At 68.6% G+C, this 12956-nt stretch carries 15 protein-coding genes; 10 read left to right on the plus strand and 5 right to left on the minus strand.

Going from position 1 to position 12956, the window contains the following annotated elements; all coding sequences use genetic code 11:
- The first annotated feature begins 87 nt into the window (after window positions 1-87).
- The gene (locus tag AC3WLE_RS01685) at window positions 88-684 is read left to right on the plus strand and encodes an HAD domain-containing protein (RefSeq protein WP_492317148.1); all 597 of its coding nucleotides are present in this window, start codon (window positions 88-90) and stop codon (window positions 682-684) included.
- A gap of 123 nt (window positions 685-807) precedes the next feature.
- Window positions 808-1176, plus strand: a complete 369-nt coding sequence (locus AC3WLE_RS01690) for a 5-carboxymethyl-2-hydroxymuconate Delta-isomerase (RefSeq protein WP_492317149.1) — start codon at window positions 808-810, stop codon at window positions 1174-1176.
- 225 nt (window positions 1177-1401) lie between these two features.
- Here AC3WLE_RS01690 and AC3WLE_RS01695 read toward each other — a convergent pair whose 3' ends face one another.
- Both AC3WLE_RS01695 and AC3WLE_RS01700 read right to left on the minus strand, forming a co-directional pair.
- Window positions 1402-2463, minus strand: coding sequence for an alpha/beta hydrolase fold domain-containing protein (locus AC3WLE_RS01695; protein ID WP_492344958.1), 1062 nt, complete (start codon window positions 2461-2463; stop codon window positions 1402-1404).
- 53 nt (window positions 2464-2516) lie between these two features.
- On the minus strand, window positions 2517-2975 hold the full coding sequence (locus AC3WLE_RS01700; RefSeq protein ID WP_010809407.1) for an HU family DNA-binding protein: 459 nt from the start codon (window positions 2973-2975) through the stop codon (window positions 2517-2519).
- A gap of 349 nt (window positions 2976-3324) precedes the next feature.
- Here AC3WLE_RS01700 and AC3WLE_RS01705 point away from each other — a divergent pair, with 349 nt between their 5' ends.
- From AC3WLE_RS01705 to AC3WLE_RS01715, 3 genes are read left to right on the plus strand one after another with little or no spacing between them, the layout of a single operon-like run.
- Window positions 3325-3675 carry a PepSY domain-containing protein gene (locus tag AC3WLE_RS01705; RefSeq protein WP_492357400.1) on the plus strand — a complete coding sequence of 117 codons (351 nt, stop codon included), beginning with the start codon at window positions 3325-3327 and terminating at the stop codon, window positions 3673-3675.
- Window positions 3676-3692: 17 nt separating this feature from the next.
- Window positions 3693-4367 (plus strand): response regulator transcription factor, encoded by a 675-nt coding sequence (locus tag AC3WLE_RS01710; RefSeq protein ID WP_492317152.1) that lies wholly within the window; start codon window positions 3693-3695, stop codon window positions 4365-4367.
- Window positions 4368-5708: a sensor histidine kinase gene (locus AC3WLE_RS01715; protein ID WP_492317153.1), complete on the plus strand. Its 1341-nt coding sequence runs from the start codon at window positions 4368-4370 to the stop codon at window positions 5706-5708.
- Here the strand turns inward: AC3WLE_RS01715 and AC3WLE_RS01720 are convergent, their stop codons facing one another.
- Window positions 5709-6206, minus strand: a complete 498-nt coding sequence (locus tag AC3WLE_RS01720) for an Mpo1 family 2-hydroxy fatty acid dioxygenase (RefSeq protein WP_492356281.1) — start codon at window positions 6204-6206, stop codon at window positions 5709-5711.
- A gap of 215 nt (window positions 6207-6421) precedes the next feature.
- On the opposite strand from AC3WLE_RS01720, the gene AC3WLE_RS01725 reads away from it, so the two are divergent.
- The 5 genes from AC3WLE_RS01725 (at window position 6422) to AC3WLE_RS01745 (ending at window position 11774) form a co-directional block, all read left to right on the plus strand.
- A complete protein-coding gene (locus AC3WLE_RS01725; RefSeq protein ID WP_492356280.1) occupies window positions 6422-7174 on the plus strand; it encodes a Crp/Fnr family transcriptional regulator in 753 nt (250 codons plus the stop codon).
- Between the two features lie 27 nt (window positions 7175-7201).
- Entirely contained in the window at window positions 7202-8068 is an 867-nt protein-coding gene (locus tag AC3WLE_RS01730; protein ID WP_492317156.1) for an arylamine N-acetyltransferase family protein, read from the plus strand.
- 205 nt (window positions 8069-8273) lie between these two features.
- A complete protein-coding gene (locus AC3WLE_RS01735; protein ID WP_011617096.1) occupies window positions 8274-9038 on the plus strand; it encodes an SDR family oxidoreductase in 765 nt (254 codons plus the stop codon).
- Between the two features lie 97 nt (window positions 9039-9135).
- Window positions 9136-10884 carry a class I adenylate-forming enzyme family protein gene (locus AC3WLE_RS01740; protein ID WP_492351902.1) on the plus strand — a complete coding sequence of 583 codons (1749 nt, stop codon included), beginning with the start codon at window positions 9136-9138 and terminating at the stop codon, window positions 10882-10884.
- 47 nt (window positions 10885-10931) lie between these two features.
- The gene (locus tag AC3WLE_RS01745) at window positions 10932-11774 is read left to right on the plus strand and encodes an acid phosphatase (RefSeq protein ID WP_492317158.1); all 843 of its coding nucleotides are present in this window, start codon (window positions 10932-10934) and stop codon (window positions 11772-11774) included.
- Window positions 11775-11807: 33 nt separating this feature from the next.
- Here the strand turns inward: AC3WLE_RS01745 and AC3WLE_RS01750 are convergent, their stop codons facing one another.
- Complete coding sequence (locus AC3WLE_RS01750) at window positions 11808-12290, minus strand: CreA family protein (RefSeq protein ID WP_456806530.1); 483 nt, start codon at window positions 12288-12290, stop codon at window positions 11808-11810.
- Window positions 12291-12305: 15 nt separating this feature from the next.
- On the minus strand, window positions 12306-12791 hold the full coding sequence (locus AC3WLE_RS01755; protein WP_013952870.1) for an acyl-CoA thioesterase: 486 nt from the start codon (window positions 12789-12791) through the stop codon (window positions 12306-12308).
- Between the last annotated feature and the right edge of the window lie 165 nt (window positions 12792-12956).

Below are 12956 nucleotides of genomic sequence, written 5' to 3' on the forward strand. Positions count from 1 at the left end.
ACTGAACTGGTGCCGGTTACGTGTCAGCCTGCCCGTGGCGAGTAATCTTGGTTCACACCAACTGAACTGTCACCCGCACAGGAAACCATGGCTGAACGACTCATCATGCTGGATGTACCCGGCGTCCTGTATTCCGACCGCTCCCGCACCCGCCTCGGCGGCATTCCGGATTCGGGCACGCTGCGCGACGTCCGGTTCTTTGATCCTGTCGCGCTGGGGTTCGTACGCAGGTTGTTCGGCGTGGCCGGCGCCCGCGTGGTGGTGTCCGACGCCTGGCGCCGCGGCACGCCCGCGGCAATCCTGCAGCAGCTGGACCTGCAGGTCGAAGCCATGACCCCGCCGGCCGCAGGCGGCCATGGTGCGGAAATCGAAGCCTATTTCGCCCAGGGCGCCAAGCCGGTCCACTACGTGATCATTTCGTGCGCCGCCCCGGAGTCGATGCCCGAGGCCATGCGCGAGCACCTCGTGACCGTTGACCCGGCTGCCGGGCTGACCCTGGAGAACTTCCAGCAGGCGCTCGGCATCCTGGGGGTGGCCTGCCCGTCCACGGTGATGCCCGCACCGAAACTGGATGCCGGCCTGAAGGCCAAGCTGGCCCAGCTGCAGCAACTCGCCCGGGAGAATCCGGCCCGCTTCGGCAACGCGCTGGCACCGGCACGCGAGCGCACGCCCGTCCACGCCTGATCCGCACCAGCAGCACATCCCGACGGGGCGCTCCAAGGCGCCCCGTTTGCATTGCTGCGCCCGCCACGTGCCGGCGATCCCGTATCATGCTCGGTTTCACCGGAACACAGTCAGGACGCCGCCATGCCTCACCTCGTCATCGAACTCACCGAAAACACCCGCCTGAACTGCTCGCAGGAAGAGTTGCTGGATGAAGCCAATGCCGCCCTGCTGGCCTCCGGACAGTTCCAGGAGGCGGACATCAAGTCGCGCTGCATCACGCTGTCGACTTACCGCCAGGGTGTGGACGCGGTCGAGCGGGCCTTTGTCCACGCGCGCCTGTCGATCCTGGACGGCCGCGACACCGCCGTGCGCCAGGCGCTGGCGCAGGCCGTCTGCAACGTGATCGCCGAAGCGGTGCGGGCCGGCTCGGGCACCGGCCAGGACGTGCAGGTCTCGGTAGAGGTCTGCGAGATGGCGCGGGCAACCTATGCCAAGCAGGTGGTGGCCTGAGTTGGCGGGCCGGATGGTCGCCGCCAAATAAAAAACCCGCGGCCATTGCGGCCGCGGGCGGAAGCTTCAGGAAGATTCCGGAAGCTCTGTCATGGGGAGCGCCCCCGCACCCATGACCTGACCGATTCTAGGGGGGCGCCCGTCCTGTCCATTTGACGCAGGTTAAACTTGCTCCAGTCGGATCCGGTTGCGGCCAGCCTGGCATGAGTCACCGGGCGGCCGGCATCAACCTGGGTCGGTTACCTCCTGCGGGGCAACGGCAGCGCGCACAGGCGCCAGCCCGTCCCTGCCCTCCGTGCCATGTGCGTCGTCGGCCAGCACTGACCGCACAATCTCGGCAAACGCCGCGTCCGCTTCCGGCATCGGCAGCAGCATCCACACGTGGAACATTCCCTCGCCCTCGTGATACCGAAGCGGCAAGCCTTGCTCGCCGGCCATCTGGCGGAACTTCCTGCAGTCGGGCAGCAGGATGTCATGGGTCCCGATAAACAACGTGGTGGGCGGCAGCCCGCGCAACACGCCGTGCATGGGACTGACCTGTGGCAAGGTGACAGGATCCGCGCCGGCATAGACGCGCCCGCATTCAATGCCCCCGGGGCGTGACAGCATCGGGTCGAACGGCTCCAGGGCATCGATGCCGGGATTGTCGCCGGTGGCATCCAGGAACGGCGACAGCAACACCAGGCGCTGCGGCAGCGGTTGGCCGCTGTCACGCAGCACCTGTGCCAGCGCCAGTGCCATGCCGCCGCCAGCGGAATCGCCCATGACGGTCAGGTCTGCGCCCGGATAGCGCTGCTGCAGCACCTGCCACAGCGGCACCATGGCCGCGAACACGTCGCGGTGGGTATGTTCAGGCGCCAGCGGATAGACCGGCACGGTCACCGCGCAGCCCAGCGCGTCCACCAGCTTGCCGATGAAATTCCAGTGCTGGCTGACGATATCGAAAACATAGCCGCCGCCGTGCAGGTAAAGGACATGACGGGGTTTACCGTGCGCAGGCCCGTTCCTGGGCTGCACGGTGTAGACCTCCATCCCGGCGATCCGCTCCTCGCTGACCGCTTGCCGCGCACGCAGGCGCCGGGACGGATAGGCGCGCCCAACAATACGGCGCCGCCGGATTTCATCATGGAGCGCCTGGGCGCTGGCAAACCGCTGCTTGCGGCGCACCAGCCGCAAGGCGATCCGCCACAGCTGGCTTTGCAGACTCGGCATCGTGTCTCCCCCGCGCCGGTCTGTCGCCGGCGGCTGAAAATGCAGGAACGCGCGGCACGTATTGCGCTCGCGCAATAAAAAAGGAGCCGGCAAGCGGCTCCTTTCTTGTCAGGACAACGTGGCGCAGATCAGGCTGCGGCGTCCTTCAGCTTCTTCAGCGGACGGACCTTGACCTTGACGCTGGCCGGCTTGGCCGGGAACCAACGCTCTTCACCGGTGAACGGGTCCTTGCCGAAACGCTTCTTCTTGGCCGGCACTTGCTGCGCCGTGACCTTCAGCAGGCCGGGCAGCGTGAACTCGCCAGCGCCCTTCTTGTTCAGCGCGCCGATGATGGTGGTTTCCAGATGGGCCAGCACCGTCTTCACGGCCTTGGCTTCCAGTTGGGTCTGGGCTACCAGGTGAGCGACCAGGCTCGACTTGTTGAAGGTGTCCTTCAGCGGGCGCGCAACGGGCGCAGCGGCGGGAGCAGCCTTCTTGGCCGGCGTGGCCTTCTTGGCGGCAGCCTTCACGGGTGCCTTGGTTGCCGCGGCCTTCTTGGCAGCGGGCTTGGTTGCGGTCTTCGCGGTCGGTTTCGCTTTGGTCGCCATATCGATATTCGTAAGTTGAACAGATGGGTGTCGGCAGATGTTTCGCATTGCTTCTCAGCGTTGCGCAATCGTCTTCTCGATGCCCACTGAATCATAGCGGAAAGTACCGTAAGTCAAGGGGTTTTCGTGCAGGCGAAACGTAAAACCCCGTGAAAACCCCGGGTTTTGTCGCGGCTTTGCCTCAGTGGAAACGCGAATACGGCCTACGTCCCCCCGTTTTGGCGTTCGCGGCAGACGCTTCGGTGCCGGCGCGCGCAGCGATGCGCGAGCCGCGGCGCTACCGTTTGCGGCCTGGCCACGAGGGCTGCGTTCAGCCCGCATTCAGGCAATCTGATGCAAACTCCGGGCCATGAAGTTCAAATTCCCGGCCCTCCTGCACCCCTGCATGCTGGTCGCCGCGGCGCTGCTGGCGCTGGCGGCGATGCCGGCCGCGCACGCCGACAAGGACGCCGACCGCGCCCGCGCGGCCGTGCAGTCCGGCGAAATCCTGCCGCTGTCGCGCATCCTGGAAACGGTGTCGCGCCAGTACGAGGGCGACGTCATCGGCGTTGAGCTGGACCGCGACGACGGCATCTGGCAATACGAGGTCAAGCTGCTGTTGCCGGGTGGTTCGGTGGCCAAGCTCGAGTACGATGCACGCACGGCCGCCCTGCTCAAGGCGAAGGGGCGTGGGCTGGAAAACGCCCGCCGCAAACCCTGACCGACAGGAAACCCCCGATGCGCATCTTGCTGGTCGAAGACGAAGCCGCCCTCGCCGCCCAGGTCCGTGCCAGCCTGGCCGACGCCGGCTATGCCGTCGACGTGGCCGCGGACGGCCTGGATGCCTGCCACCTGGGCGAGCAGGAGCCCTACGACGCCGTCATCCTGGACCTGGGCCTGCCGCGGCTGGACGGCCTTTCGGTGCTGCGCCGCTGGCGCGCCGCGCAGGTCAGCGTGCCGGTGCTGATCCTGACCGCGCGCGACAGCTGGACCGAGAAGGTCGAAGGCATCGATGCCGGCGCCGACGACTACCTGGCCAAGCCATTCCGCATGGAAGAGCTGCTCGCGCGCATCCGCGCGCTGATCCGGCGCGCGCATGGCATGCCGGCGCCGGAGCTGCAATGCGGCCCAGTGCGCATGAATCCGCGCGCAGGCAAGGTCACCGTCGACGGCAAGCCGGTGGCACTGACCTCGCATGAATTCCGCGTGCTGGACTACCTGATGCACCATCCCGGCGCCATCGTCAGCAAGACCGCGCTGACCGAGCATATCTATGCCCAGGACTTCGACCGCGACAGCAACACCATCGAGGTCTTTGTCGGGCGGCTGCGCCGCAAGCTTGGCGTGGATGTCATCGAGACCGTGCGCGGCCAGGGCTACCGCATGCGGCCGCCGTCGCCACTGCAGCCCTAGATGCCCGCCCGCCTGCGCCGATCCCTTGCGCTGCGCCTGCTGGCAGTGGCGGCGGTCTGGCTGGCAGCGGCGCTGGGCGCCAGCGGCTGGCTGCTGTCGACGCTGTTCGAGCGCCACGTCAACAACACCTATGTGCGCCAGCTCGACCACCAGTTGGCGGGCCTGGCCGCGGCACTGGACTGGAGCGCCGACGGCAAGCTGGTCCTCACCCGTACCCCTGCCGATCCCCGCTACGAGCTGCCCTACTCCGGCACCTACTGGCAGGCGCGCGCGCCCGGCGCGCTGCTGCGCTCGCGCTCGCTGTGGGATACGGAAATGCCGGTGACGGTGGAGCGCCGCCTTGCCGGCGCCCAGGCCGACGTGCGCCCGGGCCCCAGCAACCAGTCGTTGCTGGTGGTGTCGCGGCAACTGGTGCTGCCATCCGCGGATACCCCGGTGGAGATCTCGGTGGCGCTGGACCGGACCGAGCTGCGTGCCGCGCGCCGCAGCTTCAACCGGACGCTGGCGTGGTCGCTGACGGCGCTGGGACTGGGGCTGATGCTGGCGGTTGCGGCGCAGGTGAAATTTGGGCTGGCGCCGCTGGCGCGGCTGCGGCGCGCGCTGGGCACGATGCAGGCGCGGCGCGAGGCACGCCTGGGCGGCAACTGGCCCGCCGAAGTCGAACCCCTGGTGGCCGAGATCAATGCCCTGCTGGCACGCAACACCCAGGCGCTGGAACGCTCGCGCCGGCAGGCGGCGGACCTGGCGCACGCGGTCAAGACGCCGCTGGCAGTGCTCGCCAACGAGGCCGCGGCGCTGCCGGGGGCGCCGGCGCAAGCCGTGGGGGCGCAGGTTGAAGCGATGCGCCGGCAGGTCGACCGCCATCTGGCGCGCGCCCGCGCCGCGGGCGCCGCGGCGGCGCGCGGCCAACGCATCGATGCCGGCGCGCCGGTGCGGGAGCTGACCCGAGCACTGGCGCGGCTGCACGCTGAGCGCGCGCTGGCGCTGACGGTTGAGGGCGCCGGGCACTTTGCCGGCGACCGGCAAGACCTGGTCGAAATACTCGGCAACCTGCTCGACAATGCCTGCCAGTGGGCGCGCACGCGCGTGCGCGTCACGCTGCAGGAAGCGGATGGCGAGCTCGAAATACTGGTCGAGGACGACGGCCCGGGCATGCCGCCGGAAGCGCAGGCACTGGCCACCGCCCGCTTTGGCCGGCTCGACGAGGCCGCTGCCGGCAGCGGGCTGGGCCTGGCGATCGTGACGGAAATCGCGGCGATGTACGACGGCAGCCTGGCGCTGGCATCGAGCCCGCTGGGCGGGCTGGCGGCGCGGCTGCGGCTGCCGGCGGGGCTGCCCTGATCAGTGCGCGCGGGCGGCCATGGCCTCGCGCGTGCCGCGTGCCAGCCCCAGCGCAAAGGCGGTTTCCGCCACCAGGAACAGCGGACCGATCAGCAGGCCGACCAGGTCGTCGACGAAGGCCGGCTTGCGCCCCTCGTAATAGTGGCCGATGAACTGGATCACCCATCCCACCACGAACAGGCCAAGGCCGATGGCAAGCCACCAGGCGGTGGGCATCGCCGCAAAGTGCGCGCCGGCATAGAGGAAGAACGCCAGGATGACCGCCATCGCCACCCCGAACACCAGCGACAGGCGCAGGTAGAACAGGCACGACAGGATGTACAGCAGCATCGCCGGCGTCAGGTAGGCAGAGCCGTCGCCCAGCGTCAGCGCCGGGCGCGCCAGCAGCGTCGTCACTGCCAGCACGATCATCGGAATGCCGATGAAGTGCGTAAAGACGTTGCGCGGGTCGCGATGGTAGGCGGCGTAGTTGGCCAGGTGTTCGATCAGGGTTTTCACGGGGGTATCTCCTTGTATGCGCAGGCGTGCGCGTTCCGCGCCGCAAGGGCGGCCGGACGCTGCCGCCTGCTGCTGCGCGGGGGGCGCGATGTGGATTTATAGTAGTGGGCGCGCACCGTGCGGTCTGTCAGGTTTTTGACAGTCCGGACCGTCGCTGCGTGCCCTTGTGTGTCCCTGCTGACACCCGGCACAACCCCATATGAAAGGAGACCGGCATGGGACTGGCGCGCCCGCCGCAACACCCTCAACCGCAACTCGCCGGCACACTGCCCGCCCCGGTACCGTTGCGCGACGATGCGCTTGCTGCCGTACGTGCCGGTGCCTGGTTCAGCCAGTTGCCGCCCGCACTGCGCCAGGCACTGCTCGATGACGGCAGCCTGCGCCGGCTGGTGGCCGGCGAGACGCTCTTTGCCCGCGGCGACCGTTTCGACGGCCTGTATTGTGTCGCCAGCGGCACCATGCAGATCCACGCCAGCGGCGAATCGGGCAAGGCGGCATTGCTCGGGCTGCTGGAACCCGGCACCTGGTTCGGGGAGATCTGCCTGTTCGACGGCCTGCCGCGCACCCACGACGCGCGCGCGGTCAGCACCACGACACTGTGGCATGTGCCGCGCGCCAGCCTGGAGCAGCGCCTGGCGCAGCAGCCGGCATGGTGGCAGGCCTTCGGGCAATTGCTGGCAGCCAAGACGCGCCAGGCCTTCAACTATGTCGAGGAAGCGCAGTTGCTGCCGCCGGCGGCCCGCATTGCCCGGCGCCTGGCCGCGATCGCGCATGGCTACGGCAACCTGCCGCAGGCCCAGGCCACGCAGCGCGTGCGCATCCCGCAGGAGCAGCTGGCGCAGATGCTGGGCCTGTCGCGCCAGACCGTGAACCACGCGCTGCGCGAACTGGAAGCGCGCGGGCTGCTGCGGCTGGAGTATGGCGGCATCGAACTGCTTGACCTGCCGGCGCTGGAAGCGCTCAACTGAACGCATCGCACCGGAGCCCCGCACATCATGATGACCCTGGATGCCCCCCAACTGGATGCCTGGCTGGCGCGCCTCGGCATCGCCGCCCCGCCCTCGCCCACGCTGGAAGCGCTGGATATCGTACTGGCCGCGCACCTGGCCAGCATTCCGTTCGAAAACGTCGATCCGCTGCTGCGCCGGCCAGTACGGATCGAGCTGGATGCGGTCTTCGACAAGCTCGTCACGCGCCGGCGCGGCGGCTACTGCTTTGAACTCAATACCCTGCTGGCGGCCGGGCTGGGCGCGCTCGGCTACGCCGTGACGCCGCTGGCCGCGCGCGTGCGCTGGGGCGTTCCCGACGACGTGCCGACCGCGACCTCGCACATGCTGCTGCGTGTGGAGGTGGCGCATCGCAGCTACCTGGCCGATGTCGGCTTCGGCGGCCCCACGCCATACCGGGCGATGCCGCTGTCCGAGCCGGCCGATGACAGCTTCCCCTACCGTCTGGCGCCTTCGCCGCCGCAGACCTCCGCCACCGCGTTCCACAGCTACGACCTGGAGGCGCGCGGCGATGCCGGCTGGATCAAGGTCTACCGCTTCGACCTGACGCCGCAGCCGTGGATCGATTTCGTGCCGCGCAACTGGTATGTATCGACGCACCCTGACAGCGTATTCCTGCAGCGGCTGATGGCCGCGCGCACCGACGGCGACACCCGCGTGACGCTGGCCGACGGCGACCTGGCCGAGCGCGCACCGGACGGCGCCGTGCGCCGAACCCGGCTGGCCTCGCCCGAGGCCGTGGTGCGGGCCTTGTCGGATCGCTTTGGCGTGCTGCTGGACGATGAGCTGCGGCGTGGCCTGGCCGACGCCCTGCCAGCGCTGCTGGCGCCCGCAACGGCATCCTCCGGCACCTGAGGCGCCATTATTCTGCTATGCAGCATGCCTGCCATGCACGGCGCGCATTGCCCGCAGAAAGAATCCTGATATGGCCGGCGCGCGGCACCCGGGCCTGTGGACTGAGGCCAGCGGCGCCACCATAATGTCCCGGCGATGCTGCCTGCGGGCGCGTCGCCAGGACAAAGCCGGCCCCTGACGCCGGCGCAGCCATACAGGAGACTCCATGTCATTGTTTGATCTGACGGGCAAGGTTGCCATCGTCACCGGCTCCTCGCGCGGGATTGGCCGCGCCATCGCCGAGCAGATGGCCGTCCAGGGCGCCAAGGTGGTCATTTCTTCGCGCAAGATCGAGGCCTGCCAGGAAGTGGTGGATGCCATCAACGCCCGCCACGGCGCCGGCACCGCGATCGCGGTCCCTGCCAATATTTCTTCGAAGGACGACCTGCAGCGCCTGGTCGACGAGACCAACCGCGCCTTCGGCAAGATCGACGTGCTGGTCTGCAATGCCGCGTCCAACCCGTACTACGGGCCCATGAGCGGCGTGTCGGACGACCAGTTCCGCAAGGTGCTGGACAACAACGTCATCTCCAACCACTGGCTGATCCAGATGGTGGCCCCGCAGATGATCGACCGCAAGGACGGCTCGATCATCATCGTGTCGTCGATCGGCGGCCTGCGCGGCTCGCCCACCATCGGCGTGTACAACATCTCCAAGGCCGCCGACTTCCAGCTGGCGCGCAACCTCGCCGTCGAGTTCGGGCCGCACAACGTGCGCGTGAACTGCATCGCGCCGGGGCTGATCAAGACCGACTTTGCGCGCGCGCTGTGGGAAGATCCCGAGCGCTACAAGCAGTCCACCCAGGGCGCGCCGCTGCGCCGCATCGGCGAACCCGTCGAGATCGCCGGGGCGGCGGTCTACCTGGCGTCGGCAGCCAGCACCTTCATGACCGGCCAGGCGCTGGTCGTGGACGGCGGCGTGACCATCTGAGCGTCTGGCCCCAGCGTTGCGGGCGCCGGCCTTGAGGCCGGCGCCCGCCGCTTTCCTGCATTTCCCTCAACCTGCAGTGCAGTTCCGGGAGGCAGTCATGTCGAGCAATCCGCAGTTGGCCGGCACCTGGCCGGTCATGTCGCTGGCCGAGGCCCACGCCCGGCTTACCGCGCCCGGCGCGCCGTTCGAAACCGAAACGCGCGTGATCCGCGGCATCCCCACCACCGTCTGGAAGAACGCACCGCCCACGCTGCGCGAGCTGTTGCTGAACACGCGCGCGTTTGCCGACCGCACCTTCGTGGTCTATGAGGACGAGCGCGTCTCCTACGATGCCTTCCGTCGCGCCGCCATCGCCCTGGCCCATGCACTGGTGCGCGACGGCGTGCGCAAGGGCGACCGCGTGGCCGTAGCCATGCGCAACCTGCCTGAATGGCCGGTGGCGTTCTACGGCGCGCTGTTGGCCGGCGCCATCGTGACGCCGCTCAATGCCTGGTGGACCGGGGCCGAGCTGGAGTACGGCCTGGCCGATTCGGGCAGCCGCGTGGCGATCGTCGATGCCGAACGGCTCGACCGCATCCTGGAACACCTGCCGGGCTGCCCGGCACTGGAACGCGTCTATGCCTCACGTGCCGGCGGCACCGCGGCCGAGCCGTGCGTGGCCCCGCTGGAAAGCGTGATCGGCAGCCCGGCTGACTGGGCCGCGCTGCCAGACCAGGCGCCGCCGCAGGTCGATATCGATCCGGACGACGACGCCACCATCTTCTACACCTCGGGCACCACCGGCAAACCCAAGGGCGCGCTCGGCACGCACCGCAACTCCACCAACGTGGCGGTTGCCGGCAGCTTCAGCCCGAGCCGCAACCTGTTGCGCCGGGGCGAGCCGATTCCCGCGCCGGACCCCGCCGCACCGCAAAAGGCCATGTTGCTGGCGGTGCCGTTCTTCCACGTCACCGGCTGCATGGCGGTGCTCAACGGCGCCATTGCCACCGGCGGCAAGATCGTGCTGATGCACCGCTGGGACGCGCTGCGCGGCATGGAGCTGATCGAGCGCGAGCGCTGCACCGCGGCCGGCGGCGTGCCCACCATCGCATGGCAGATCCTGGAGCATCCGGAGCGCGGCCGCTTCGACCTGTCCTCGCTGGAGAACGTCAACTACGGCGGCGCGCCGGCATCGCCCGAACTGGTGCGGCGCATCGGCGAGGTATTCCCGCTGGCCGCTCCCGGCATCGGCTGGGGCATGACGGAAACGTCGTCCACCTTCACCAGCCACAGCGCCGAGGAATACGTGATGCGCCCGGACAGCAGCGGCCCGGCGCTGCCGATCGGCGAGATGAAGGTGGTGGACGGACACGGCCGCACCTTGCCGCCCGGCGAGACCGGCGAGCTGATGGCGCGCGGCGCCAATGTCGTGCGCGGCTACTGGAACAAGCCCGAGGCCACGGCGCAGACCTTTGCCGACGGCTGGCTGCGCACCGGCGACATTGCGCGGCTGGATGAGGAAGGCTACGTCTATATCGTCGACCGGATGAAGGACATGCTGATCCGCGGCGGCGAGAACATCTACTGCATCGAAGTGGAAAGCACCCTGTACGAGCATCCCGCGGTGATGGATGCCGCGGTGGTCGGGCTCGCGCACAAGACGCTGGGCGAAGAACCGGCCGCGGTGATCAGCCTGAAGCCCGGCATGCAGGCGAGCGAGGCCGAGCTGCAGGATTTCGTGCGCACCCGGCTGGCCGCATTCAAGGTGCCGGTGCGTATCCTGATTTACCAGGAGATGCTGCCGCGCAATGCCAATGGCAAGATCCTGAAGTCGAACCTGCGCAAGCTGTTCGACGCTGCCACCTGAGCTGCGGCAGGACAGCCGACTCGACAAGAACAACAAGGAACAACAAATTGACGGAACAAGCAAAGCGTGACCACTCCCCGTCCGCCCCGGTGCGGGCAACTATCGCGGTGGCACTCGCCGCCCTGGTGGCTGGCTGCGCCGCCGGCGGCACCAACCTGTCCGCGGTGCCGGAACTGCGCCCGGGCGTGCCTGCCGGCTACCTGGCCGCCGATGTGCGCCCGGACAGCCTGAAGCTGCTGCCCGCGCCGCCGGCGCAAGGCTCGGCAGCGCTGGCGCTGGATGAGGACGCCGCGCGGCAGGCCGGGACGCTGCGCGGTTCACCGCGCTGGCAAGTGGCTGGCGAGGATGCCGTGTTGACGTTCCCGCAGGCCGCCAGCGCATTCTCCTGCGCGCTGGGCGTGCCGGTCAGCGAGAAAGAAACGCCGTACCTGAACATCCTGCTGCGCCGCAGCCTGGTCGATGCCGGCCTGTCCACCTACAAGGCCAAGGACCACTACAAGCGCACACGCCCCTTCGTTGCCAACAAGACCCAGATGTGCACGCCGGCCGAGGCCGCCAAGCTGGAAAAGGACGGTTCGTACCCGTCCGGCCACAGCGCCATCGGCTGGGCCTGGGCGCTGATCCTGGCTGAGGTCGAGCCGGAACGCGCCAATGACATCCTGGCGCGCGGGCGCGCGTTCGGCCAGAGCCGCGTGGTCTGCAACGTGCACTGGCAAAGCGATGTCAACGAGGGCCGCATGATGGCCGCGGCAACGGTGGCGCGGCTGCATGCCGACCCGACCTTCCGCGCCGACCTGGACCGGGCCCGCCGCGAAGTGGCGGCGGCACGCGCCAGCGGCGCGCGCCCGTCGCGCGACTGCCAGGCGGAGAGCGCGGCGCTGGCCCCCTGATCCACCGGGTGCCGGGGCCGGCTGCTGCACGGGTTACTTCACCGGGATGACCGTGCCGGCCGGCACCGGCACGGCGGTGACGCTGTTCTGCGGGCTGCCGCTGACAATGCGGTCGGAGTATGTCAGGTACACCAGCGTATTGCGCTTGCGGTCGACCGCGCGCACGACGTGCAGGGCCTTGAACAGGATCGACATGCGTTCGGAGAAGACGTTGTCCTGTTGCCGGATCGGCCCCTTGAAGGCGATCGTGCCCACCTGCCGGCAGGCGATCGATGCCTCCGGCGGGTCTTCGGCCATGCCCAGCTGGCCCTTGATGCCGCCCGTGCGGGCGCGCGACACATAGCAGGTCACGCCGTCCACCTGGGGGTCGTCATAGGCTTCGATCACGACCTTGTCGGAGCCGGTCATGCGGAAATTGGTGCTGACGCTGCCGATCTCCTCGGCGTGGGCGCCCGAGGCGGCCGCCAGACAGGCGACGGCCAGGACCGTGCGGATGCGATTGCAGTTGCGCTTCATGGCGGGGGTCGGTATTCAGGTCACCGACGACTTGATGTCGTCGTGACGTTTTTCCATTTCCTGGCGCAGCGCGCGGCGCTGCTGGGCGGCGGCAAAGCGCTGGCGCTCCACCTCGTCGCGCGGCTCCAGCGGCGGCACCTCGGCCGGCGTGCCGTTGTCGTCCACGGCCACCATGGTGAAGTAGCAGCTGTTGGTATGGCGCACCAGCTTGCTGCGGATATTTTCCGTCACCACCTTGATGCCGATTTCCATCGAGCTGCGGCCGGTAAAGTTGACCGAGGCCAGGAAGGTCACCAGCTCGCCCACGTGGATCGGCTGGCGGAACACCACCTGGTCGACCGACAGCGTCACCACGTAGCGGCCGGCGTAGCGGCTGGCGCAGGCATAGGCAACCATGTCCAGGTACTTGAGGATGGTGCCGCCGTGGACGTTGCCGGAGAAGTTGGCCATGTCCGGCGTCATCAGCACGGTCATGGAAAGCTGGTGGGACTGGTCGTTCATGATGCGGGTACGGATTGCGGGGGCGGGATTTCGGGGGCGAACCTGCGATGGCGGCATTGCCTGAGGGCACGCCGGAACGCTGGCGCCGGCAGTTTAACCCGGATCGTGCCCGCCGTTGCCGGCGGCGGCCCGGTATCGGCAGGCGGGGCCGTGCCAGGCAACAAA

The organism is Cupriavidus sp. FW306-1B-F12B (assembly GCF_058781795.1).